The sequence below is a fragment of the Verrucomicrobiota bacterium genome (assembly GCA_038744685.1).
In the GTDB taxonomy this organism is placed as follows: Bacteria; Verrucomicrobiota; Verrucomicrobiia; order Opitutales; family Puniceicoccaceae; genus Puniceicoccus.
In genome coordinates this window covers 37,412-61,026 of the sequence record JBCDMB010000003.1, presented here as the reverse complement: position 1 = coordinate 61,026, position 23,615 = coordinate 37,412, and the positions used below count along the sequence as shown (strand labels likewise).

General features: G+C 52.5%; 20 protein-coding genes. 14 read left to right on the top strand and 6 right to left on the bottom strand.

Going from position 1 to position 23,615, the window contains the following annotated elements; genetic code table 11:
- The first annotated feature begins 131 nt into the window (after positions 1-131).
- The 4 genes from AAGJ81_02645 (at position 132) to AAGJ81_02630 (ending at position 4,932) form a co-directional block, all read left to right on the top strand.
- Positions 132-893, top strand: a complete 762-nt coding sequence (locus tag AAGJ81_02645) for a hypothetical protein (protein MEM0965039.1) — start codon at positions 132-134, stop codon at positions 891-893.
- A complete protein-coding gene (locus AAGJ81_02640) occupies positions 886-1,890 on the top strand; it encodes an NAD-dependent epimerase/dehydratase family protein (GenBank protein MEM0965038.1) in 1,005 nt (334 codons plus the stop codon). Before AAGJ81_02645 ends, AAGJ81_02640 begins: the two co-directional genes overlap by 8 nt.
- Positions 1,887-3,968, top strand: coding sequence for a hypothetical protein (locus tag AAGJ81_02635; GenBank protein MEM0965037.1), 2,082 nt, complete (start codon positions 1,887-1,889; stop codon positions 3,966-3,968). Before AAGJ81_02640 ends, AAGJ81_02635 begins: the two co-directional genes overlap by 4 nt.
- Positions 3,969-4,047: 79 nt before the next feature.
- Positions 4,048-4,932 carry a UbiA family prenyltransferase gene (locus tag AAGJ81_02630; GenBank protein MEM0965036.1) on the top strand — a complete coding sequence of 295 codons (885 nt, stop codon included), beginning with the start codon at positions 4,048-4,050 and terminating at the stop codon, positions 4,930-4,932.
- A 4-nt stretch (positions 4,933-4,936) separates the two neighbouring features.
- Here AAGJ81_02630 and AAGJ81_02625 read toward each other — a convergent pair whose 3' ends face one another.
- Positions 4,937-6,988, bottom strand: a complete 2,052-nt coding sequence (locus AAGJ81_02625) for a TonB-dependent receptor (GenBank protein ID MEM0965035.1) — start codon at positions 6,986-6,988, stop codon at positions 4,937-4,939.
- Between the two features lie 122 nt (positions 6,989-7,110).
- Here AAGJ81_02625 and AAGJ81_02620 point away from each other — a divergent pair, with 122 nt between their 5' ends.
- Genes AAGJ81_02620 through AAGJ81_02605 form a run of 4 tightly spaced genes read left to right on the top strand, consistent with a single transcriptional unit; the run spans position 7,111 to position 11,661 of the window.
- Entirely contained in the window at positions 7,111-7,815 is a 705-nt protein-coding gene (locus AAGJ81_02620; GenBank protein MEM0965034.1) for an HAD family hydrolase, read from the top strand.
- The gene (locus tag AAGJ81_02615; protein ID MEM0965033.1) at positions 7,812-9,041 is read left to right on the top strand and encodes a glycosyltransferase family 4 protein; all 1,230 of its coding nucleotides are present in this window, start codon (positions 7,812-7,814) and stop codon (positions 9,039-9,041) included. The genes AAGJ81_02620 and AAGJ81_02615 overlap by 4 nt, the downstream gene beginning before the upstream one ends.
- Positions 8,957-10,543, top strand: a complete 1,587-nt coding sequence (locus tag AAGJ81_02610) for a flippase (protein MEM0965032.1) — start codon at positions 8,957-8,959, stop codon at positions 10,541-10,543. The genes AAGJ81_02615 and AAGJ81_02610 overlap by 85 nt, the downstream gene beginning before the upstream one ends.
- Positions 10,540-11,661 (top strand): glycosyltransferase, encoded by a 1,122-nt coding sequence (locus AAGJ81_02605; GenBank protein MEM0965031.1) that lies wholly within the window; start codon positions 10,540-10,542, stop codon positions 11,659-11,661. Before AAGJ81_02610 ends, AAGJ81_02605 begins: the two co-directional genes overlap by 4 nt.
- A gap of 103 nt (positions 11,662-11,764) precedes the next feature.
- Here AAGJ81_02605 and AAGJ81_02600 read toward each other — a convergent pair whose 3' ends face one another.
- The 3 genes from AAGJ81_02600 to AAGJ81_02590 all read right to left on the bottom strand — a co-directional run bounded on the left by AAGJ81_02600 (position 11,765) and on the right by AAGJ81_02590 (position 14,254).
- Complete coding sequence (locus AAGJ81_02600) at positions 11,765-12,178, bottom strand: hypothetical protein (protein MEM0965030.1); 414 nt, start codon at positions 12,176-12,178, stop codon at positions 11,765-11,767.
- 127 nt (positions 12,179-12,305) lie between these two features.
- The gene (locus AAGJ81_02595) at positions 12,306-12,974 is read right to left on the bottom strand and encodes a MazG family protein (GenBank protein ID MEM0965029.1); all 669 of its coding nucleotides are present in this window, start codon (positions 12,972-12,974) and stop codon (positions 12,306-12,308) included.
- Entirely contained in the window at positions 12,971-14,254 is a 1,284-nt protein-coding gene (locus AAGJ81_02590; protein ID MEM0965028.1) for a glutamate-5-semialdehyde dehydrogenase, read from the bottom strand. Before AAGJ81_02590 ends, AAGJ81_02595 begins: the two co-directional genes overlap by 4 nt.
- A 374-nt stretch (positions 14,255-14,628) precedes the next feature.
- Here AAGJ81_02590 and AAGJ81_02585 point away from each other — a divergent pair, with 374 nt between their 5' ends.
- Complete coding sequence (locus tag AAGJ81_02585; GenBank protein MEM0965027.1) at positions 14,629-15,432, top strand: DUF817 domain-containing protein; 804 nt, start codon at positions 14,629-14,631, stop codon at positions 15,430-15,432.
- Positions 15,433-15,658: 226 nt separating this feature from the next.
- On the opposite strand, the gene fbaA is transcribed toward AAGJ81_02585, so the two are convergent.
- Together fbaA and gpmA are read right to left on the bottom strand one after the other, a co-directional pair.
- Entirely contained in the window at positions 15,659-16,690 is a 1,032-nt protein-coding gene (gene fbaA, locus AAGJ81_02580) for a class II fructose-bisphosphate aldolase (GenBank protein ID MEM0965026.1), read from the bottom strand.
- Between the two features lie 47 nt (positions 16,691-16,737).
- A complete protein-coding gene (gene gpmA / locus AAGJ81_02575) occupies positions 16,738-17,487 on the bottom strand; it encodes a 2,3-diphosphoglycerate-dependent phosphoglycerate mutase (protein ID MEM0965025.1) in 750 nt (249 codons plus the stop codon).
- 334 nt (positions 17,488-17,821) lie between these two features.
- On the opposite strand from gpmA, the gene leuB reads away from it, so the two are divergent.
- From leuB to AAGJ81_02550, 5 genes are all read left to right on the top strand, one after another.
- Entirely contained in the window at positions 17,822-18,925 is a 1,104-nt protein-coding gene (gene leuB / locus AAGJ81_02570; protein ID MEM0965024.1) for a 3-isopropylmalate dehydrogenase, read from the top strand.
- 107 nt (positions 18,926-19,032) lie between these two features.
- A complete protein-coding gene (locus AAGJ81_02565) occupies positions 19,033-21,195 on the top strand; it encodes a DNA polymerase domain-containing protein (GenBank protein ID MEM0965023.1) in 2,163 nt (720 codons plus the stop codon).
- Positions 21,192-22,388: a glycosyltransferase family 4 protein gene (locus tag AAGJ81_02560; GenBank protein MEM0965022.1), complete on the top strand. Its 1,197-nt coding sequence runs from the start codon at positions 21,192-21,194 to the stop codon at positions 22,386-22,388. The genes AAGJ81_02565 and AAGJ81_02560 overlap by 4 nt, the downstream gene beginning before the upstream one ends.
- A 21-nt stretch (positions 22,389-22,409) precedes the next feature.
- Entirely contained in the window at positions 22,410-23,213 is an 804-nt protein-coding gene (locus AAGJ81_02555) for an inositol monophosphatase family protein (protein MEM0965021.1), read from the top strand.
- Positions 23,176-23,559: a metallopeptidase family protein gene (locus AAGJ81_02550; protein MEM0965020.1), complete on the top strand. Its 384-nt coding sequence runs from the start codon at positions 23,176-23,178 to the stop codon at positions 23,557-23,559. Before AAGJ81_02555 ends, AAGJ81_02550 begins: the two co-directional genes overlap by 38 nt.
- Positions 23,560-23,615: the final 56 nt, after the last annotated feature.

The following is a 23,615-nucleotide window of genomic DNA, read 5'->3' as shown; positions in this document are numbered from 1 at the left end:
AAGGAGGTTCTTGGAGCTGTCCTCAGAAAAGAAAATAAATCCAATCAACCGTTTCGTCTGGATGCCTTTCTTGTTGCTTTTCTGTGGAGTCGCTGGTGCAACTCAAGTTTCGATCCTCGGGTCTAACACGAATGCTCAAATCCACGTATACCTCTCTCAAAAGGAAGCTGCCTCATTGGGCGCAACCCTATCTGATTGCCCATTGGATGTACTACTGGGTTTGTGGGAGGCGGGTGATTGCCGGTCCCTTCAAGGGGCTCAAGTACGTATACACAAGCGTGGGCTCTGCCTATTACAACAAGCTGATCGCTACGTACGAAGTAGAGCTGCATGAGGAGGTGAAAAAGCTCATTGATCTGAGCCCTCGACAAGTAGTCGATGTCGGCACCGCAGAGGGCTACTATGCCGGTGGCTTTGCAAGCAAACTGCCGGATACGAAAGTGACCGCGTTTGAGGGAGACCCACTCGGGCGACGTCTGCAGGGCAAACTGCTCCGCCGGAATAACCTGCAAGATCAGGTCACCATCAAAGGGTTTTGTGATCCGGAGGCTCTCGCGGCAGAAATCGGCGAGGAGGGTCCAACGTTGGTCATTCTCGATTGTGAGGGCTACGAGTTTGAACTCTTTGATCTCGAGAAGGTGCCTTCGTTGCGGGACTGCTACCTTCTCATCGAGCTCCACTTTTTCGCTCACTCAGATATCAAGGAGGTCCTGTGGGATAGGGCGCGTGATACCCATGACGTGACTCACATTTGCCTGAGAGAGCGTACCTTGGCTGATTTTCCTTCGCACCCGATACTTCAGCTCGCTCCGACTGGGCTGAAAAAATACCTCATGATGGAAGGCCGAAACGAGGAGACGGAATGGCTCATTTTGTCGCCTAAGAATGTCTGATTTTCATCAAGGCGAGACCATTCTCGTGACCGGGGCAACTGGGTTTGCTGGTGGCGTCTTGACTCGCCGTTTGGTTGATAGTGGTGCCCGTCCTCGGGTCCTGGTTCGGTCGGGCGAGAAGTTTGCCGAGAAAGGATTGTCTGGGGTCGATTGTATCGAAGGCTCCATTACAGATCAATCGGCTGTCAATCGGGCTGTCGAGGGAGTCTCGGCAGTCTATCATTTGGCAGCAGTTTATCGGGAAGGTGGACTCGACCATAACGTCTACCGCGAGGTGCACGTTGAGGGCACTCGAAACCTTTGCGAAGCAGCCCTGTCAGCGGGGGTGAAGAGATTCGTCCACTGTAGCACTGTTGGGGTGCATGGTCACATTGAAGATCCGCCTGCTGATGAAACCTATCGTTATTCGCCCGGAGATGTCTATCAGAAGACCAAGTTGGAGGGAGAGAAGGTAGCCCTTCGGTTTCAGCGGGAACATGGATTGCCGGTAAGTGTGGTGCGGCCTGCTGCAATTTATGGCCCTGATGATGAGCGGCTGCTAAAGATGTTCCGCTTGGCAAACAGAGACCGGATTGTTCTTCTGGGCTCTGGCGAGATCTTTTATCACATGGTTCACGTTGAGGATTTGGCAACCGGGTTTCTGTTGGCGGGACGAGTGCCGGAGGCTGTTGGGGAAGCATTTATAATCGGGGGAGACCGTTTTCTTTCCCTCAATGAACTTCTAAAGAGCATTGCTGAAATTCTCGGTAAGAAGGGTGAGCTTCTTCACTTTCCGGCGAAACCGTTTCAATGGGCTGGGTCTTTTTGTGAGGGGGTCTTTATTCCATTGGGCCTCAACCCGCCGCTGTATCGCCGCCGTGTCGATTTTTTCACTAAGAGCCGGGCTTTTGATATCTCAAAGGCAAAACGGGTTCTTGGCTACGAACCTTTGGTCACAATTGAGGACGGCCTTGCGGCAACTGCATCGGCTTATCGCGAGGCGGGATGGCTGCGATGAGCAGCTACTCTGGGAAAGCAACCCTTGAACAGGAGTCCTCCCGGCGCGGATCTGTCTGGATACGAAGGGTTTTCTGGTGCGCTTTTATTCTAGTCCTCATTCAGGGCGTTCGTTTCTTGGCGTTCCCGCCGGGTTGGTTGAGTCCTGTCCGCATCGAGGTAGAGGTTCGGCTCGAAGATGAAAACGAACGAAAGGACGAGGTCTATCTACAGGTTTATCAGGATACCGGAAGTGGGCTAAGTGAGGAGCAGAGCCGCCGGATCGCTGTTCCCGGAACAGGTCAGTTTGAACAGGTTCAGATGTTTCTCCCTTATACCCAGTGGGAAGATATGAGGTTTGATGGTCCAGCTCGCCCTGGGCTCTTCTCCATTCGGTCAGTGAGGCTCGTTTCCGACCGGGAAGTGCTGGAGTGGGAGGGTGAGAAAGTGGCGGAAGTGCTCATTCCTGCGGCGCAGATAGCGGTGATCGGGAATGATGCCCTAGGTGGAATCCTCTACCGATCAACTGGGCTGGACCCACAGTTCACATTTGCTGCCCCGGCACCGGAACCGAAGGTTTTCGGATGGAAGAAAATTGCTCGTTGGTTAGTTGCTCTGACAGTCACGCTCGGAGCGATTGGGATTTTCTTTTGGGGACTCTCTTTTGTCTGGTCGGTTACTCGATCTCTACGTGCAAATCAAGGGCCTCTCTCGGGATACCGGATTTGGGTTTTCGGTGTCGTTGTTTTGGCCGTTTCGGGACTGTATTTTCTTTTGGGAACTCAGGCGGAGAGGGATCCAGTGCCTCAGCATATGGCGGGACACAACCTCTATTTTCACCTTACTGAAGCGTTTCTTCACGGGCAGCTGAGTCTACTCGAGGAGCCTGTTCGACCCTTGAGAGAACTGGAAAATCCTTTCGACCCCGGAACCAACGAAAAACTGCGTCTTCATGATGCCAGCTATTTTGAGGAAAAATACTACGTGTATTTCGGACCTGCACCCGTAGTGTCCCTCTATCTTCCCTGGAAGATTCTCACGGGGACAGATTTGCCGGACCGATGGGCAGACGGCTTTTTCCTCACAGGGGCTTTCGTCCTGCTATTGCTTACTTTCCTCAAAGTTAGAGAGGGAGTCAGTGAAAAGTTGAGTATTGGACAGCTTCTGATCGCTGCGAGTGGTCTGGGATTCACTACCGGTGCACTCTACTTGATGTCCCGTAGCGTCGTTTACGAGGTGGCACTGGGATCTGCCCTGTTCTGGACTGCTGCGGCTATTCTTCTTTCGGTAGAAGGGTTGCAAAGGAGAGGCACTTTCAGCGTTCTGATTGCTACTGGAATCAGTTTGGGTATGGCGATGGCGAGCAGACATTCCTTTGTTTTACCCAGCGTCTTTATTCTCGGTGCTTTTGGGTGCGCGATCTTGTTTTCCAAAAAAAGTCTTTGGGAAGGAGTCCGCAAAGTAACTTTGGCTGCCTTTCCCGCGGCTTGCATTGGCGTAGCACTTCTTGCTCATAACTACTTACGATTCGGGGACCCGGTCGAATTTGGCCACAATTACCAAATAGGCGTCATCGATCCTAGCAGCATCTCGTTTCTCGATCCGGCTAACTACCTATACAACTCGGTCATCAATCTTTTTCAACCGCCAGCATTTGCCTCGGACTTTCCCTGGGTCTATCCGCAATGGGAGAATTTGCTCTCTTGGGTAGAACGTCCAGAGTCGCACATTCGAGTCGAGGGCGCACTCGGTTTTCTAGTCACGAACCCGTATTTACTCCTCATACCTCTGATAGTGCGTAGATCGAGCCTTCGTAAGTTAAGCAGCGAAGGGTGGTGGGTTTTGATTTCTGTAGTTGGAATTGCGATGATCAACTTCTCGGTGATTGCCTGCTTCTCCTACTCAGCGCCGCGTTACGCGGTCGATTACCTTCCGTGGCTGGTCCTTGCATTTTTTCTTCTCTGGTCGATGCGGGATCGCGATGCCTGTCGAACTACGGTCCAAAGAGTGGGTAAAAGGCTGATGGAGGGCTTCTTTGTGGTGACTTTCCTATGGAGCGTTTCTGTGCATTTCGGGTTGGCACTTCACCGAGTTCTTTGACGAAATTGGCTGCGTCTCTTTCTCAATGAACCCGTATATACGCATCGCACGGCCTGACCATTGGTTCAAAAATGTCTTCATGCTTCCCGGAACAGGGTTGGCGTTTCTCCTTGTTGGCACCCTCACTGGAACGTTCGTTTTTCACTTTATCCTTGGAGTAGTAGCGGCGTGTTTGCTCGCTTCTGCAAACTACGTGATCAACGAATACCTGGATGCCGAGTTTGACCGGTTTCATCCGGTGAAAAGTAAGCGTCCAAGCGTCCAGGGGAAGATTCAGGCCAAAGGAGTGATTCTGGAGTACCTCGCTCTTGGCGTGGTCGGCCTCTTGCTGGCGGCGGTCATCGGGAAGATGTTTTTCATCGTCTCGGTCTTTTTCCTTTTCATGGGCTTTCTCTACAATGTTCGGCCTTTTCGCCTGAAGGAGCGGGTGATTGTAGACGTCCTTTCCGAATCGATTAACAACCCGATCCGGTTGGTCCTGGGTTGGGCAATAGTTGAGAAGTCGGCTCTTCCTCCCTCCAGTGTGCTGCTAGCGTATTGGTTTGGTGGTGCCTTTTTAATGGCAGTCAAACGTTATTCGGAATACAGCAGCATCGCTGACCCGGAACGTGCAGGTCTCTACCGGCGTTCCTTTCAAAAATACACTTCGAACATTCTCCTTCTTTCGAGCTTCTTCTACGCGATGAACTCGGCCTTGTTTCTGGGCGTCTTTTTGATCAAGTATCGTATCGAGTTCCTCCTCGTTTTCCCGTTTCTTGCCATTCTGTTTTCGTGGTATCTATGGTATGGCCTGAAGCAGGACGGGGTGGCGGAAAATCCCGAAGAGATGTATAAGCGCAAATGGTTCGTCATCTACACTCTCTTTGTGTGCGCCTTGATCGTCTTTTTCTTTTTCGTCGACATCCCGCCGCTTGAGGTCTTTCTGGAGGAAAGTTTTATTCAACTTCCAAGGATAGGGGGTTAGCTTGTCATTCAAACGCGAAGCTGACCCGCAAGCCCCCGTAGAAGTTTCTATCTGGGGCGGGTTCGTAGAAGCGGCCTCCGAAAGCATTGATGCGGATATTTCCGAAATACTCTTCGTCGAAGATATTGTTGATTACAATGAAGGGCGACAGGGTCCAGTTGTTCCAGCTTTTCTCAAATCCAAGCCGTAGATCAGAGGTGGAATAGCTGCTGACTTTCGTTTGGTTCGAATCATCAGCGAAGTAGGAGCCAATCAATCGGGTAGACCAGCGAAGAAACAGGCCGTTTTCAGAACGATATTGGAGGACGGCCGAGCCGAAGTTTTTTGGAATTCCGGGAATCTCGTTGCCGGAGAAATCTTCGCCATTAACAGAATAGGAATCGTAACGGAAGTCGGACCAAGTGTAGCTTCCGGAGAGAGTGAGTGATTCGGTAAGTAGTGCCTCTGCGAATACCTCCAAGCCGGTGCGTGAGCTTCGCCCTGCGTTCCGGTAGAACTCGCGTCCGGGAAATGCCTCCTCTTCAAAAGGCACGAGAGCATCATCGATGGCGATGTGAAATAGGGCGATTTCATAACGGAAGGGAACGACCACCTCGGTCCAGCGACCACGCGTGCCGAGCTCGAAGTTTGTCGCTGTCTGAGGTTCGAGGTCGGGGTTGAACCCACCCCCGTCAGGATTGTCGAGCTCGGTTGTGGTAGGTGTTTCGAACGACTGCGAAACATTGGCAAAAAGGCTAAAAGACTCAGCGGGAGTCCACACGGTACCAATCATCGGGCTTATCTGGTCGAATGTCCGATCTCCCGAGTCGTCACCGTCGGCGGCAAAGTCGTCTTTCACCTGAAAGTCGACCCGATCATAGCGAAGGGCTGCGGAGACGTTCCAAGCCTCTGAAATCCTGTATTCAGGAGCGATAAAGATTCCCAGGCTATCGACAGTCTCTTTCTGATCCAATACGAGATCACCGCGGGTGCCCTCCAGATTATCAAAGTTCTTTCTTCGGTCATTTTGGTAGTCATAGTCCGCACCTGCACTGACTTGAAGTGACCCACTGTCTTTTTGAAAAAGGATTCCTCCTCCCGGAACATTCCGGTCCAAAGTAACTTGGCCACCGTCTTCAAACGGAAGTCTATTGGCGAAGTCCCGGTGAGTGTAGTAAGCCCTAAAGGAAAGGTTGGTTTGCTCATCAAAATTGTGAATCCAGCGAGCTCCAATTCTTTCTTGGGAGACTTCCTCGCCGCTATCGAAGAGAATATTCCGTTCTCTTGCTTGGCGGGGATCTTCCTCAGCCTCGGAAAGTGTGAGTCCACCTGGATCGTCCTGGCGGGGAAGGTCGATCGCGTTTAGGATCACGGAAAGGGTGTTTCGCTCGTTGAATGAATACTTCCATCGGGAGTTGAATTTGGTGCCCTCAGTCCGGCTGTTTTGGCGATATCCCTTGTAGTTGAGGTAGGATGAACTTGCTAGGCCTTCTAGATTTTTTCCTCGCGCACCAGCTTTTCCCTGAATCTGAAACAAGCCGTAGGACCCCACGGTAATCCGGGATTCTACAGTGGGATTTTCTGGAGCACTTTCGGTTTCAATGAGAAGAACGCCGCCGGCAGAAGATCCATACAAGGCCGAGGAAGGACCGCGAAGAATCTCGATTCTCTCTGCTGAGCCGAGATCGATCCCATCCACTTCGCCTTGGCCGTCAGGTGTCGTTGCAGGAATACCGTCGACAAAGAGTTTGATCCCGCGAATGCCGAAGTTTGCGCGGGCTCCAAAACCACGAATGGCTATTCGGGTATCCTGGGCGTAATTGTAGGGATTGAGCACGAACACTCCGGGAACGTTTTGGAGAGGTTCATCGAGAGCGATCTGCAAACTTCCTTCTTGGATGATGGTCTGATCGACAACCGAGGCACTGAAGGGAACGTCAGAGAGGAGGCTCTCGGTGCGGGTAACGCCCACGGTGTATTCGGGAAACTCGACAATCTTCTGGGTGCCTTCCTCGGGCGAATCCGCCGATTCGGGGAGTTCGCTCAAGAAGAGGGCAAGGAGCAGAGGATAGATCAAGAACTGGGCTGGGTTGTATTTGAAACTGGACCTTGCAGGTGAGTCTTTGCAACCGGTAAAGTCTCCGAAGAGAGAAACCCCTTGTCCGCATGGCGTTGCGTTCGTAGAACGAGTCGATAGTGGTGGATGCGAAGTCAGAAAGCCCCGAAGAGCGGGTAGCGGTCGTTTTTGATGTTGATGGAACTCTCTATCAACAGAAGGGCCTTAGGCGGGTCATGCTACGGAAACTCCTGATCGGGTCCCTCTTGAGTTCGGAGACGAGAAAAGACCTATTGATTCTCAAACGCTTCCGCAAAGATCGGGAAACGCTGGGCCAGAAGGTGAAGAGTGGTTTTGCCGAGGCACAGTATCGGGTGACTGGTGAGAATCTCGGTTTGAAGCCTTCACGGGTGAAGGCAGCGGTAGAGCGCTGGATTCATAGGGAACCCCTTCGGTATTTGAAGAAGTTTCGTGTTCCCGGAGTCGAAGAATGGACGTCATCGTTGCGCTCTCTGGGTGTAGGGCTTGGGGTCTACTCTGAATACCCAGCGAAGGAGAAGGTCGCTGCTCTTGGGCTTTCCTTCGATGTGATTGTATCTTCCACGGACGCAGAAGTGGATGCATTTAAACCGAATCCGAAAGGGATTGAAGTGGTTCTTTCAAAGTTGGATACGAAACCTGAAAACGCCCTTTTCGTAGGAGATCGTTTGGATCGGGATCGGCCTTGCGCGGAAGCTGCAGGAGTTCATTTCCTTTGGGTTTCCGATCGTGTGAAGGGAGGGACGAGTTTATTTCCTCCACCCGAAAGTCTTTTGCCCTCGTTTCTCAGAGAAAGAAGCCCTTCGTGAGTTCAAAGGATAAGAATCCCATCCGAGTGGCGTTGGTAGTCGATCTTTTTCCTCCGATCGTCGGAGGTGCCGAAACACATGCACGGGATATTGCTCTGGAGATGGGGAGAATCGGTGCAGAGGTTACGGTGTTGACCCGAAGAGCAAGGGAGGATCTTGCAGCAGAAGAGAGGCTGGAAAACGGAGTGACCGTTCTGCGAGTTGGGGCTCCGGGTAGTCCCCGCTGGGGAAAATACCGATTCATTCCAGCTCTTCTAAGAGAGTGGAAGAAGCGTCGAAGTGACTTTGATCTCGTCTATCTCTGTGGTTTTCGCGTTCTTGGCTGGCCATTGGCTAGGGCAGCCGCACGCACAAAAACACCGCTAGTACTACGGGCCGAGTCCTGTGGAGAAATGTCTGGTGGATTCATTTGGGATCGGCCCGGAGGCGGTACAAATCGATGGTTAAAAGCACTTTTCACCCCGTTGATCCGGATTCGTAACCGACGTTTGATTCGAAGCGGACACTTTCTCGCCATTTCGTCAGTGATTGAAGAAGAATACCTTGAGGAGGGTGTCTCCACCGACCAGTTGGCCCGCATCCCAAACGGTGTCGATTTGGAACGCTTTTGTCCTGCAACTTCCGACGAGAAAGAGAAACTTCGACTGGCTCTGGATTTGCCCGAAGGCTTAGTCTTTTTGTATTCTGGTAAATTGAATCGTGGCAAAGGATTGAGCCTTTTGCTTTCCAGCTGGAAGGAGTTCAAGAATGGCGGAGGTGTGGGAACTCTCGTTTTGGTTGGGTCCGGTGGTGGCCAGTTTCTTTCAGAGGAGGAGTCGCTTAGAGAGACGGTTGTTTCGGAGGGTCTGTCGCATTCGGTCCGATTCACCGGTTACAAAAGAAACGTGGAAGAATGGTTGAAGGCGGCGGATGTTTTCGTGTTTCCATCAGAGATGGAATCGTTTGGGCTCGCGCCTTTGGAGGCCAATGCCTGCGGACTTCCTGCGATTAGCACGGACGCGGGTGCTTTGGCTGAAACCGTGCCGGATGGAATTGCCGGTATACGGATTGGGTCCAAAGACAAACGGGCTTTGACAGCCGCGCTAAAACGTCTCTCCGAAGACTCGGCGCTTCGTGAAGATTTGGGAAAATCGGCGAGGAAGTGGGTCGAAGAAAATTATTCCTTTTCGAATATAGCGAAGGCGCATCTGGAATTGTTTCGACGATTGAGAGAGGGAATGACTTGAGCGAAGAAGTAAAAGATCCCGGGGATTTGAAAACCGTAGCCGGGCAGAGTCTTTGGAATTTTGTCGGGCTCACCCTTCCCTTGGTTCTCGCGCTCATTGCGATTCCGTTGTTAATTGACAACCTCGGGAAGGAACGGTTCGGAGTTCTCGCCATCATCGGATTAGTGATCGGGTACATGAGCGTCTTTGACCTAGGACTGGGGCAGGCGCAGGCCTATTTTATTGCGGACCGAAGAGGGCGTGGACGGGAGAACGACATAGCTGTCGTATTTTGGACAGGGATACTCCTGATCCTCTGCCTCGGAGTCGTTTTCTCTGGAGTTTCGTTCTACTTGAGTGAGTGGTTTGCCCGGTCCGTTTTGGAGGTGGAGCCTGAGCTGGAGGCAGAGGTGATTCAAGCCTTCCAAATGGTTCCGTTCATCGTTCCGTTCGTTATGCTTTCGCCCTGTCTGATCGCTACTTTGGAAGCGTATCAGGAGTTTCGCTTAATCAACCTGATCCGGATTCCTACGGGTGCACTCTACATTGTTGCACCTTTGTTTGTCCTGCCATTTACCGACTCTCTTGTCGCGGTGGTTTTGGCTATGGGAGCAGGTAGGGTAGTTGAGATGCTGGCGTTCTTCATTTTTTCTCGGCACCGGGTTGGGGGTTATCTGCCAAGACCGAGCCCGTATTATGCGAAGAGAATGTTCGGATTCGGCGGTTGGATGACGGTCACCAATATCATACAGCCCGCGATGATTCATGGAGACCGGTTCTTCCTGGGAGGTATGAAGAATCTCGTCTCGGTTACCTATTACGCTACCCCAGCAGAATTGATTGTTCGTTTGTTGGTAGTTCCCCGTTCAATTGTCACTGCTCTGTTTCCCAATCTTACCATGCGGTTTGCGGGAAAGAAGGAAGGGGTGGAGGAGCTTTTTTCGCAGTGTTTGATTCTTCTCATGGCTCTATTGCTAGTGGGTTCTTCCATTCTAATCGTTTTTGGGCCTTGGGGGCTGGGAGTCTGGCTTGGAGAAGAGTTTCGCGAAAACAGTGGACCCGTTCTTCGGTGGCTTGCCGTGGGGATCGTTGCATTAAGTCTGGCCTACGTTCCGCAGTTTCTGGTGCAGGCTTCGGGAAAGCCTTCTTACACCGCGATCGCCCATCTGGGGGAACTTCCGATCTACATTGCCTTGGCTTATGTTGGAATCAGTCTTGGAGGGGTAGTCGGCGCAGCGATTGCGTGGACGGCTCGCGGTGTCCTTGAGTTTGGAATCATGCTCTGGCTGGCGCAGCGACGCATGCCGGGAACCTCTCAATACGGCTCTCGACTCGTAGTCTGTTTCGGAATCACGATTGGTGTTTTGATTTTGATGGTCTTCCTGCCAGACAACCATCAAGGAATGCTTTTTGGCGCAGGGCTTATCGTCGTTTTCCTTCCCATCATCTGGTTTTTTCTGCTGGGGAAACAGGAACGGGCTTTGATCGCCGGTATTGTCAACCGTGTTTTGAAGAGAGGATGATCAGAGCTCTTCACGTTATCGACAAACTGAGTGTCGACGGATCGGGAATTCACGGGATCTCAAGGGCCTTGGAATGGTGGGCGTCAAATTCTGACCCGACCAAGGTGTGCTTTCGCATTCTAAGCCTCCGGGGAAGGGAAGAAGAAGCGGCGGAATTTTTCGCAGCCAGAGGAATTGATCTTCAGTTTGTATCTGTGGGTAAATTCGACCCTCGGACAATAGGAGTCATTTGCCGAGAGGCGAGAGGTTGGAACGCCGACCTCCTTCATCTTCATGGATACGCTTCGACCAACTTTGGTCGGATCGCGTCAAGGCGGTTGAAAATCCCCAACATTGTCCACGAGCACGTGGTCTTTCCCTCGCAGCCTTTCGTGCAGCGTATTGCGGATCGGGTGTTGAGTCGATGGACGGATTCCTCTCTAGCGATTTCTTCCGCGGTAGCCCGGTTCATGATAGAGGAGCGGAAAGTTCCTCAGGAAACGCTGGAAACCTTTTTCTACGGGATCCCTTTCGATGAATTCGAGGAACCTTCGGATGCAGCAGTTGAAGCTGCCCGGCAGGAGTTGGGAGTTCCGTCAAATGCGAGAATAGTTGTAACTGCTGGACGTCTTGCTCCGCAAAAAGGTCTTGATACGCTTGTGCAGGCTTTCGCGAAGATTCCGGATGAGCTTCAAGCGCATCTGGTGATCGTTGGGGAAGGCCCGGACAGGGAGAGAATAGAGAAGCTTCGGAAGGCTAGCGGATTAGAGAGTAGAATTCACCTCGTAGGATTTCAGAAAGACGTTCGGCCCTGGATCGCAATGGCTGATGTCTTCGCCATCGCATCCCACTACGAAGGAGGACCGATTACATTACTCGAGGCGATGCGGTTATCGCGGGCAATCGTGACGACTCCGGTTGGACTGGTTCCTGAAGCGATTCAAGACGGGAAAAATGGGCTACAGGTTCCTGTTGGGGATGAGAAAGCTCTCACTGACGCCACCGTCCGCATTTTGCAAAATAGCGATCTGAGGGAATCGCTCGGAAACGCTGCAAGACAATCTTCAGATCAATGGGACGTTCGGGTAGCGGTGAAACGCCTTTTGGCTTTCTACGAAAAGGTGCTCGAGAAAAAGTAGGATGATGTAAGGGAGGAGAGTTTCGGAGAGAAACCGGTAAGTAGGTTAGGTCAGTCCCCCTTATTTGCATAAGATGGAGCCGGAAGAACGAAACCCTGACTTCTCACTCAGTGATGTTAATCCTACGACGTGGTGGGCTGGTCATCGTGTATACCACACGAATTGGTTCTGCGGTTCCCCGAAGTCCTTCGGGAAAGACAAGTAAACCGTCCTTGGTCTTGAGCACTTCGATTTGAGAGTCGATTTTCAAAATGCTTTCTGTTGACCAGTTGTGGTTCGAAAGGTTCCCCAAAACGGATTCAAGGTCTGTAAATCCAGAAGGGGTCAAGAGCCTGAATCCTTTGATGGTAAATGCATTTTCCGTTCCGTCTTTCGGGATCCACACCCCATTATCGAGAAGATATGTCATCGATTTCTCTTCGGAATCAATTTCCATTTCGATCGCGTTACCCGGCGCATAGAGAGCGGCGAGAAAGAGGACGATTTGGAGGACGGGGATCGATACAGCTTCAATCATGATGGGTTCTGGTTGTGGGTAGAATAGGATGTAGCGATAGGGAGAAGGTATCTCGGCAGAGGCTTCTCCAGCACGGTCGACTATCTACCGCAGATTGATCCGGGGCAATGATCGAAGTGCCATAAAGCTATCCATGAGAGGACCGGCTCGTCCTCTCTGTAACTTCTTCGCGCACTGCGTCACTACGCTTGCGGAGAATGCCTTCCGCGTCCCATCCGTTTTGGTCACAGAGGGTTGCGAGTGCAAATAGTGCCTTGCCAACTTCCTCTTCACTCTGAAATGAAAGCCAAGGCTCTGAGTCGCCTGCTGTGGTTGTCGGTAGTGACTTCTTTCGAATGCGTTTTGCCGTATCGGAAGCGTAGTGGAGAGCAGGCAAACGTGGAGGGAGATCTTTGAAGACCGGTTCATCGGTAAGTCCCTTCGCGGCTTTCTCTTGCTTTTTAATCGTCTCCCATTGGGCAAGCACTTCGTCAGTCGTCATCTTCCCGGCGTTGGGTCCAAAGACGTGAGGGTGGCGGCGGATGAGCTTATCGTTGACGCCTTGGGCGACTCGGTCGAGGTTGAAGCGGCCGCTTTCTTGGGCGATTTGAGCATGCATCAACACGCTCAGTAAAAGATCGCCCAACTCTTCTTCAAGAAGAGGAAAATCGTTGTTGTCGATTGCCTCGATGACCTCGGAGCATTCCTCGATCAGGCAGGGGATGAGGGACTCGTGAGTCTGTTCCTGATCCCACGAGCAGCCCCCGGGAGCGCGCAGTCTTTCGACGGTCTTCTGTAGCTCCTCAATTGGAGTCATTGTTTGATCTCACCGTGGCCAAAGATCTCGTATTTGTAGGTGCAGAGTTCTCGGATCCCCATCGGTCCTCGAGCATGGAGACGATCCGTGGAGATGCCCACCTCTGCTCCAAGCCCGAATTCAAAACCATCCGTAAAGCGGGTACTGGCATTCCAGTAAACGGTGGCGGCATCGACGGCCCGGAGAAATTTACGGGCAGTTTTCTCATTCTCGGTGATAATCGAGTCGCTGTGTTGAGACCCATAATGATTGATGAAAGCAATTGCCTCGCCAACTGATCCAACAATGCGAATCGAGAGGATAAGTTCGAGATACTCGGTCGACCAGTCCTCCTCGACGGCCAGTTTACACGGGATCCGGGCCGCATCGAGGATGACGGCAGATTCCTCATCTGCCCGCAGCTCTACGCCTTCCTCGTGAAGTTTTAACGCGATTCCTGCAAGGTGCTGCGTCGCAAAATCCCGATGGACAACAAGGTTCTCGATGGCGTTGCAGACCCCGGGACGCTGACATTTCGCGTTTACGGTGATCGAAGTTGCCATTTCTGGATCTGCCTCCTGGTCGAGGTAAAGACTGCAAATTCCCTCGAAATGTTTGATGACAGGGATCGTTGAATTCTCGGCAACGTAACGGATCAACCCTTCGCCGCCGCGGGGGACGATGCAATGAACGTTGTCATCTTCCTTGAGGAGAAACCCGAGGGCTGCCCGGTCGGTTGTTGGAATCAACTGGACGGCATCAGGGCTGATCTTTTCATCCTCAAGGGCTCGCTGCACGAGTCCTGCGAGAGCCTGATTGGAGTGGAAAGCCTCTCTTCCTCCGCGCAGGATACAGGCGTTACCCGACTTCAAGCAGAGGGCTGCGCAGTCAATCGTGACGTTGGGGCGGGACTCATAAATGATTCCCACGACGCCGATCGGCACACGGACTTTGCGTATATCGAGGCCATTCGCTGGAGAGAGTCGTTCGATTTCCTCCCCGATAGGATCTGCGAGTGCGGCGACCTGCCGAACTCCCTCGGCCATGCCGGAGATCCGTTCCGGCGTAAGAGTAAGGCGGTCGAGCAGGGCCTGGCTAAGTCCATCCGTTTTCCCCGATTCGAGATCCTTTTCGTTGGCATCGGTCAGGGTGTCTGCCGATTCTTCAATGAGCGCAGCCAGACGGTAAAGAACCGCGTCTCTCTCTTCGCTGGAGGTTACGGCAAGATCGTAGGACGCCTCCCTTGCACTGGACGCGATTTTGGAGACGAGCTGCTCTAGGGATTCAGGTTCTTCAAACATGGAAAACGGAAGATAATGGAGGAGGATGGCTAAGGGATCAATCGGGAAGAGAGGGGGTTTTGCGTGATGTATAATTGCCGGGACTTCAAGCGTTGAGGAACGCTATCTTTCCAAACAGGGCGAGGTAGGCTGCGTACAAAATGTGCCAAGGTGCGCTCATTGCTCGGACAACCAAACCTTGCTGACTGGTTTTCTGAACACTAAGTTGGGAAAAGATGATGACTCAGGTTTTGATTTGGAGTGAAAAGATCGATGGTGTCGGTTTGAGGGGAGAATCTGGAAATTGGATTCAGACCTTTTGTAACCTGAGAGAAGTCCCAGCCACGCATCTTTGGCAAAGTCGTTGAAGTGCTAACCAGAACTTTTTTGCTCCGATTGATCCATTGAGAAAGTTTATCTGGGAGTTTTGGGTATTTGGCCTGAAGCAAGCGTCGGCTTGTATCTTTGGTGGATTTCTCCTTCTGATCATTCTGCTGACTCGGTTGTGGTATCCTGAAGGAGCTTGGCTTTACCGCTATGACTTTCTCTTTCTCTGTGCGGTAGCGTTTCAAGTCTTCCTCCTGGCGTTTAAACTCGAGGAACCTAGGGAGGCAATCGTCATTCTCCTGTTCCATGTCGTTGCAACCGGAATGGAAATTTTTAAGACACATGAATCCATCGGTTCGTGGGTCTATCCCGAGCCGGCTGTATTGAAGGTTGGCAACGTCCCTCTCTTTGCGGGATTCATGTATAGCGCCGTCGGTAGCTACATTGCGAGGGTCTGGAGGATCTTTGATTTCAAGTTTACGCACTACCCCAGGATTTGGATGACTGTTGTTCTGGTTTCTTTGATCTACATCAACTTCTTCACCCATCATTTCATTTTGGACATCAGGGTTCTGCTGCTTCTGGGAACCGTCGTTCTATTTCTGCGGTGTTTCGTGTATTTTAGAATTGACCGAATCCACCGTGGGATGCCGCTACTGGCCGGCTGGGTATTGGTCGCGCTCTTTATCTGGTTTGCCGAGAATATTGCGACCTACGCGAACGTATGGATTTACCCGAATCAGTCTGATGGCTGGAAGATTGTCCCTCTCTCGAAGTTGATGGCATGGTTCCTTCTGATGATCCTTAGCTTTGTTTTGGTGTCGTTGGTGCAACGTCCGGTGCCTTTCGTGCGAGGACTTTCGGAAGAGTAGATCCAGGGGATTATATTAAACCGCGCCTCATACAAAAATCGAAATCGAAATCGGTATCGCTATCGAATGCTCTCGAGGCCCGATTTCGATCCCGATATCGAATCCCGAGTAGGTTCTATTTAAGTAGCGAATTAATATTAAAAGATGAGAAACCGCTGTCGCGTTGTCGCCACAAAAAAAGCGGCACCTACTAGGTGCCGCCCTCTTGGGTTCCTGCGAAAGGGTGCTAGACGGTTCCAAAAATGGTCTTTCCGGTCGCGCACAGGTCGTCGACGGCCTGAATCATGCGTTCCTTCATGCTCTTTTCGGCTTTCTTCAAATAACTGCGTGGATCGTAGGTCTTTTTATTTCCCACTTCGTGGTCGATCTTCAGCACTCCTTCGATGTTTTCACAGACGTGGGTGACGATGGGTCGGGTAAAGGCGTATTGGGTGTCGGTGTCGATGTTCATCTTGACGACACCGTATTCCAACGTTTCGCGGATGTCACTCAACTCGGACCCTGACCCTCCGTGGAAAACGAGATCCATGAGTGCTTCTTCTCCATATTTATCCACGACTGCTTTCTGTCCGTCGCGGAGGATGGTTGGTTTCAGTTTCACTGCACCGGGCTTGTAGGCACCGTGAACATTTCCGAAGGTAGCCGCGAAGAGGAAAGGTCCGATTGGGTGGAGAGCCTCATAGACTTCGACCATATCTTCCGGGGTCGTGTAGAGCTTTTCGCTGGGTAGTCCTGAGGTGTCGTGTCCGTCCTCTTCGCCGCCGACGCAACCGGCTTCGACTTCGAGGATGATTTCCAATTCAGCACATTCCTTCAAAAGTTCTATGGAAATCTTCAGATTTGCTTCCAAATCGATCACTGAGCCATCGAACATATGGGACTGGAAGAGAGGCCCCTTACCCGCAGCCACGCGTTCGCGTGATGCGTCCAACAGAGGTCTGAGAAAACCATCGACCTTTTCAGGGTGACAGTGGTCCGTGTGGAGTCCGACGAGGATGTCGTACTTTTCAGCGAGTCGATGGGTGGCTTCTGCAAGAACGATGGCACCAAAAGCGGCGTCATTTACGCTCAGGCCTGAAGCGAACTGGCCTCCTCCCGTGGAAACCTGGATGATTCCATCCGATTTAGCCTCAGCGAAGGCGGAGAGGGCAGCGTTGATTGTGGTGATCGACGTGACGTTAACAGCAGGGTAGGCATAGTTTCCCTTCTGCGCGGCTGCGATCATAGCCCGATATTGTTCTGGTGTAGCGACTGGCATTTTTGAATGGGTTCGGTGGTGAAGTGTTAGCGCGTTGCGACTTTGGGTTACTTGGCTGCTTTGCCCTGGTTGGCGACTGCATCCATGGCTTTTTTGACCTCTTCAGGATCGCCCAGGTAATAGTTTTTTAAAGGCTTTAGGTCTTCGTCCAACTCGTAGACCAACGGCATCCCTGTGGGGATATTCAGTTTGAGAATTTCTTCCTCGGAGAGGTCATCCAAGTATTTAACGAGAGCGCGGAGGGAGTTTCCGTGGGCCGCTATGATGACCTGTTTCCCGGAGCGGATTTCCGGAACGATAGACTCGTGCCAATAGGGAAGGAATCTCTCCACGGTATCTTTGAGGCACTCCGTCAAGGGAAGTTGCTCGGGTGCCAGATTGGCGTAACGCGGATCGTGGCCGGGATACCGCTCGTCTTCCTTCTCGAGTGGTGGAGGAGGCACATCGTAGCTACGCCTCCAAATGAGAACTTGCTCATCGCCGTATTTCTCGGCGGTCTCCGCTTTGTTTAGTCCCTGCAGGCTACCGTAGTGTCGCTCATTGAGCTGCCAAGCCCGTCGAACCGGAACCCAAAGGAGATCCATTTCGTCCATTGCAATCCACAGCGTCCGGATGGCCCGTTTTTGGTAGGAGGTGAACGCTAGATCGAAGGCAAAGCCCTCTTTCTTTAGGTAGTATCCGGCGGATTTCGCTTGTTCACGGCCGGTATCGGTGAGGTCGACATCGGTCCACCCGGTAAAACGGTTTTCTAGATTCCACTGGCTTTCGCCGTGTCGGAGAAGAACGAGTTTGTGCATAGTCGCGAAAAAAAGGTTCGTTTGGCTCGCAGATTGAGAGAAGGGCGCGAAAACGTGCAAGCTCCAAGTTTGTGAAAACGGAGTGACAGTAGTTTGAAGGGGTGCTTATGGCCGCCATTACTCTGGACCGGACGCGAGTTGGTGGAGTCGCTGAACCCGAATCCGGGGCCCTGGGCGGCTGCTTTTGCCGCCGGAGAACCCCCCTTTGAACACTTTCGGCGGCTGAAGCCGCCGCTCCATTCTAACTGTCTAAATTTTGACTTTTGTGGAGGCGAAAGTTGGAAAATTGAAAAAGACCCTCGCCCTTGTGAAGCGGGCAACGTATCTAATGAGGATGATGGAAGTGAAAGTTGCGGTTCTCCCGGGAGACGGGATCGGACCCGAGGTCATGGTAGGAGCAATGACCATCCTGAAAAGGGTGGCCGAACAAGAGGGCTTCGCTCTGGATTACGCGGAATACCCCGTCGGTGGAGCCGCTATTGACAGTCATGGAACTGCCCTACCAAGTGAAACTCTGGTGGGCTGTCAGGCCGCAGATGCCATCCTTTTTGGCTCGGTCGGAGGACCCAAGTGGGAGAGTCTTCCACCGAAGGAGCAACCGGAGCGGGCTGCACTGCTGCCTTTGCGGAAGGCGTTCTCTTTATTTGCGAATATTCGGCCCGGATTGCTCTTCCCGGAGCTAGTGGAGGCATCGCCAATTCGACCAGACCGCATCCCGGAGGGGATTGATATCGTTTGCATCCGCGAGCTGACGGGTGGCATCTACTTTGGACAGCCTAAGACAACTGTTGAACTCGACGACGGGGACGTGGAATCGATCGATACGATGGTCTACAAAGCATCGGAGATCCGTCGCATTGCCGAAGTGGCAGCGGTAGCTGCGAAAGAACGAAGCGGCAGGGTGTGCTCGGTCGACAAAGCGAATGTGTTGGAGACCTCGGTGTTGTGGCGAAAGACGGTGACAGAATTTTTTGCCTCTGAATACCCGGAGATTGAATTGAGCCATCTCTACGTCGATAACGCTGCGATGCAGCTGGTTTCCAATCCAAACCAGTTCGACGTTCTCTTCACCGAAAATATGTTCGGCGACATTCTTTCAGACGAGTTGGCGGTCGTTTGCGGGTCGATTGGCATGTTGGCTTCGGCTAGTCTTGGAAAAGATCACAATGCACATGGGCATCCTTTTGGACTCTACGAGCCGGGTGGAGGAAGTGCGCCGGACATTGTCGGCCAGAATAAGGCCAACCCTTGTGCGCAGATTCTAAGTGCGGCTATGATGCTGCGCTACAGTTTTGGAGCCAATCAGGCTGCGGATCGGATCGAGGAAGCGGTCAAGTCTGTCGTAAAGAATGGCGTGCGCACCAGCGATATCGCCTTCGGTAGAGAAGCTGTCGGGACGGACCAGATGGTTGCGGCGATCCTGGATAAAATTGGATGAGGCGACCCGTGGGAGACGCTTTTCGAGTCACTAAACAACTCCTCGCTCTAAAAATCTCTTGCAGTTTGGGAAACTGCCTTCGTTGCCAACCGAGGGGTGTCTGATCGATGTCTGCTAAAGAGAATCTCGTTGGTATTTGGGTAGACGAAAACGAGGCTCAGGTGCACACGGCGTGGCGGTCTGAAAGTGGTGGCGCTGCGCGGGTGCAGCAGGATCCGTTTGAAGGATTCGCCTGGGTGGCCGAAAGCCTCTGTGAAGATCCGGAAGTAGGAGCGTTGCCACGAAAGCGGCTTGCGGGAAGCGGTGCTCTTTCTCATCTCATTGAAGGGAAAGATCCGCACTCTGCAAAGGTGCTCGCGAGGCTTTCGGGCGGACCCGCTCAGGTGGAGTCGGTTCGGCCGCTCGAACATCAGTTCATGCTGCGCAATGGGTTAAGGCTCTTCACACCGGGCTTTCTCGACGATCTGGTTCGCTGTCAGATCGATATCGAAACGGACTGCGAGAAGGAGGGAGGGTTTAGCGATGCGAGGCGCAAAGGGGATCGGGTTCTCGCGATTGGAATCCGTTGCGGCGGCAAGACCGAGTTTTTGGAGCTGGCGGAGAATAGCGATACCGCGGAGCGGGATCTCTTGAAGCGTTTCGGACGTCGATTGCGGGAGATTGATCCTGACATTCTTGAGGGGCACAACTTTTTCAATTTCGACCTCTCCTATCTCAATACGAGAGGTCGTCGTTTTAAACTAGCACCTGACTGGGGTCGATTCGGGGCATCGGCTAATTTTCGTAAAAGCCGGGTCAGGATTGCTGAAAGGTGGTTCGACCTTCTTCGCTGCGACATTCCCGGTCGGGCGGTTTTCGATACTCTGATTGCGGCCCAGTTTTACGACCTTACCCAAAGAAGTCTGCCATCTTTCGGTCTGAAAGATCTCGCCCGCCATTTCGGGCTGAGCACGGCGGAAGATCGAACGTATCTTCCAGGAGAGGAAATCGCCGGTGCTTTTTGGAAAGATCGGAAGACTTTCCTGAGCTATCTCGAGGACGATTTGCGGGAAACGGAAGGTGTAGCGACGATTCTCCTGCCTACCTACATCGCACAGGCGGCGATCTTCCCGATGACTTTGCAGGAGATACTCCTTCGTGGCACCGGCACTCGGGTGGAGATGATTTTTTTGGAAGAGTACTTCCGAGCGGAGCGTTCTTTACCGGTCCCACAGGAGTCCCGGTCTTTTGAGGGTGCTGTCTCGCGCAGTTTTGAGACGGGAGTCTTTCGCAAGGTTCTTCACTTCGACGTCGCCTCGCTTTATCCAAGTCTCCTGCTTCACATCGGCCGAAACCCGCGCAATGATGACCTTGGGGTGTTGATTCCCGCGCTGGAACGGCTTCGCTCCGAGCGGCTTTCTTATAAGAAAAGAGCTCAAGAGGAGTCTGAGCCGAGTTTGCAGCAGGAGTTTTCCGCAAGGCAGAACAGCTTCAAGATTTTGATCAATTCGTTCTACGGCTATCTGGGTTTCGGTGGGGCTCGGTTTGGCGATAGTGATCTGGCGGCCGAGGTAACGGCAGGGGGTCGCGAAATTCTGGAGCAATTGATTACCAACTTTCAGTCCAAGGAGTGTCGGGTTCTCGAGGCGGATACCGATGGGATCTATGTGTCGGCTCCCGAGTGGTTTCAGAATCCGGAAGGGTTGTTGGAATTGGTCAACGGTGATCTTCCGGAAGGGGTCGATCTGGAGTTCGACGGTGCCTACGAGGCGATGTTTTGCTACAAGGCGAAGAACTATGCGTTGCTCGATGAGGGGAGTGTTGTGGTTAAAGGATCGGCCCTTCGTTCACGGGGAACAGAGCCGTTTCTCCGCGATCTGACCCAGCACCTGATTGAGTGGTTGCTCGGACAGCGCAAGGAGCATCCCAGGGAGACGATCACCGAACTTCGGTCCAGACTCGAAGAGCACTCGATTCCCGTCGAGGAATTGGCAAAGGCAGAGTTCTTGAGTCAGTCGCCGACCGCTTATGAAAAGGCGGTTGCTGATAAAGGAAAATCCCGGAGGGCATCGCTTGAGGTGGCCCTTCGGATGAAACCAGTCCCAAAAATGGGAGAAAGAGTCCGCTACTATGTGGGTGAGGGCGAGAAGCGGACTTCGCCCGAATGGCAAAAAGCGCGTGCCTTGGAAGAGTTTGATCCGGTAGCGGCACCTTACGATCCCGGCTATTATCAAAAACGAATCGAAAACTGGCTGAAACGATACGGCGAGTTTTTAGGCGATGATCTATGAAGCGAATCCTAACGCTTTGTTCCCAACCACTCTTTGAAGCGAGAGGTTCTCCGCTGCGAGTGAAGGCGTTTCTGCGGGCTCTAGGGCACGACGGATTCTCCATGGACGTCGTGACCTTACCCATTGGCGCGGAAGTGGATCTACCGGATTCGGTGCGACTGTTCCGTGTATGGAATCTTCCGGGGGTGAGAGAGATCCGGATTGGACCCTCTTGGCCGAAATTTATTTTTGGAAGGATGATTGCAGTCCGAGGGATTCTTCTCGGCCTGTTCCGCCGCTATTCGAGCGTCCATGGAATCGAAGACATGGGGTTGGCCGCTTGGCTGGTTGCACGAGTTACAGGTGCCCGTTTTGTATTTGAAAAACACTCCGATCCGGGCTCCCACCGCTCGGAGTCGAGGATGAAGAACTTGCTGATGACGGTTTATGCTTCGTTGGAGAGGTTTGTCTGTCGTCGTGCGGACGTGATTATTGTAACGGGACCCGGTCTTGCGAAGCAGGTTCACCGTTATCGGGTGCGTGGAGAGGTTCATGTAATTTCAGATGTTCCCTCAACGGACCGAGAAGGGAAGAGTGAAGAGATTCCCCGATGGAGGGAACTTTTCGGCTGCCACCCCAATGATCTTGTAGTCGCCTACATCGGATCGTTCGCTGAATACCAGGGAGTACCGCTCCTCTGTGAAGCAATACGGAAAGTGCTGCGCAAGGAAGGGGTGCTTCGTTTTGTTTTCGTGGGAGGCTCAAGAGAGGATCGGGAAAACACGGCAAAAATCGGACGGGAATGTGGTTGTTCGGAACGCGTAGTTCATCTGGACCGCATTCAGCCAGACGAGGTCGCTGACTTTTTGATCGCTTGCGATGTTTTGGTATCTCCACGGTTGCAGGGCGGAAATACACCTTTGAAGGTTCTCGATTACTTGCGGTCGGGGCGTTGTATCCTTGCCACGGATACGGCCGCCAATCGGTTGGTTTTGGATGAGAACGTGGCCCTGTTGGCTCCTCCCGACGCTGGGAGTCTGGCGGAGGGAATTGAACAGCTCGCGGAGGATTCCGAGTGGAGAGATCGACTAGGGCAAAACGGAAGGCTTCGTTATGAGGAGAAATTTGGTTTTGACCGGTTTCATGACGATTTGTTGAAGGTGTTTGCCACTCAGGATCGAAACCGGAAGGTTTTTGGGGTTGAGAACGGGTAGCGGATAACGCTTTCCTGAGGAATGAGCGAAGAGTTGGAAGGTCTCATCGACAAAAGGTTGGACGAATTTCGTACATTCGCTGAGGCAATCACTCGGGAAGCAGGAGAATTGGTTGCCGAGCGTTTTCGTAGAGGAAGCTTCGAGGTTGAAGATAAGGAGGACGGTTCACCGGTTACGGAAGCAGACCGGGACGCGGAACTCTTGTTGAGGAAGCGGATTGAAAGTAGATTTCCTGAGCACGGGGTGATTGGCGAGGAATTTGGTGGAACCGATGTCTCCCGTGACTTCGTCTGGGTTCTGGACCCGATTGACGGAACGAAGAGTTTTATTCACGGGGTTCCCTTATTCGGAACCTTGGTAGGGCTGCTTCACGAGAATCGATCGGTGATCGGCTGCATCTTTCAACCGGTTCTCGATCAGATGGCGGTCGGAGACAATCGGACGACGTTTCTCAATGGTGAACCGACCCGCGTGAGAGAGGCGAGGGCGATATCCGATTCGACTCTTCTCCTCACGGATCCCTCCGACCCGGTATTTCTTGATCGGGGCGAGGTCTTTAAGTCACTGATTCGGGAGGCAGGAATCGTTCGCTCATGGGGGGATTGTTTTGGGTATCTCTCCTTGGTGAGCGGAAAGGCGGATGCGATGCTCGATCCGGTTCTAAGTCCTTGGGACCTTTTGCCACTGCTGCCGGTTCTAAGGGGTGCTGGTGCCATCGTCTCTGATTTTCGAGGACTCAACGCAGAGGAAGGAAACTCATTGATCGCCTCATCCAGCCGCGAGTTTCATGATCGGATTCTGGAGTGCTTTGCGGGTGGCCACTGATTGGGTCGAAATCGCGGGAAAGGTTGTGGAAGATGCGGTTGGTGCGCTGCCTCCCGAGATCCGTGCGGTCGCCAAGGCGATCCCCATTCTGTTGGAGGAGGAAATGCCTAAGCACCTGATTGATGATGGTTGGGAACCTGACCTTCTGGGAATGTTCGATGGTGCGGATGTGGGAGAGGAGGAAGCGGGGCAGGCAAGGATTCTCATTTTCCTCCGAAACATCGTGGATTTTGTAGAGGGAGATACTGGAGAGTTTCGAGAGGAAGTGCGGGTTACACTTCTTCATGAGCTCGGTCATCTTTTGGGTTTGGATGAGGAGGATCTGGTAAGGCGCGGTTTGGAGTAGCTTTCTTGGGCGGATTGGCAGAGAGATAGCAAACTTGAAACGTTGAACTTCCAACG

Coding starts and splice junctions, on each gene's coding strand:
- AAGJ81_02555 (MEM0965021.1), top strand. CDS start 22,410: ATGAGCGAAGAGTTGGAAGGTCTCATCGACAAAAGGTTGGACGAATTT.
- AAGJ81_02595 (MEM0965029.1), bottom strand. CDS start 12,974: ATGACTCCAATTGAGGAGCTACAGAAGACCGTCGAAAGACTGCGCGCT.
- AAGJ81_02565 (MEM0965023.1), top strand. CDS start 19,033: ATGTCTGCTAAAGAGAATCTCGTTGGTATTTGGGTAGACGAAAACGAG.
- AAGJ81_02630 (MEM0965036.1), top strand. CDS start 4,048: ATGCTTCCCGGAACAGGGTTGGCGTTTCTCCTTGTTGGCACCCTCACT.
- AAGJ81_02635 (MEM0965037.1), top strand. CDS start 1,887: ATGAGCAGCTACTCTGGGAAAGCAACCCTTGAACAGGAGTCCTCCCGG.
- AAGJ81_02605 (MEM0965031.1), top strand. CDS start 10,540: ATGATCAGAGCTCTTCACGTTATCGACAAACTGAGTGTCGACGGATCG.
- leuB (MEM0965024.1), top strand. CDS start 17,822: ATGATGGAAGTGAAAGTTGCGGTTCTCCCGGGAGACGGGATCGGACCC.
- AAGJ81_02645 (MEM0965039.1), top strand. CDS start 132: ATGCTCAAATCCACGTATACCTCTCTCAAAAGGAAGCTGCCTCATTGG.
- AAGJ81_02640 (MEM0965038.1), top strand. CDS start 886: ATGTCTGATTTTCATCAAGGCGAGACCATTCTCGTGACCGGGGCAACT.
- AAGJ81_02550 (MEM0965020.1), top strand. CDS start 23,176: ATGATCGGATTCTGGAGTGCTTTGCGGGTGGCCACTGATTGGGTCGAA.
- AAGJ81_02560 (MEM0965022.1), top strand. CDS start 21,192: ATGAAGCGAATCCTAACGCTTTGTTCCCAACCACTCTTTGAAGCGAGA.
- AAGJ81_02600 (MEM0965030.1), bottom strand. CDS start 12,178: ATGATTGAAGCTGTATCGATCCCCGTCCTCCAAATCGTCCTCTTTCTC.
- AAGJ81_02590 (MEM0965028.1), bottom strand. CDS start 14,254: ATGTTTGAAGAACCTGAATCCCTAGAGCAGCTCGTCTCCAAAATCGCG.
- gpmA (MEM0965025.1), bottom strand. CDS start 17,487: ATGCACAAACTCGTTCTTCTCCGACACGGCGAAAGCCAGTGGAATCTA.
- fbaA (MEM0965026.1), bottom strand. CDS start 16,690: ATGCCAGTCGCTACACCAGAACAATATCGGGCTATGATCGCAGCCGCG.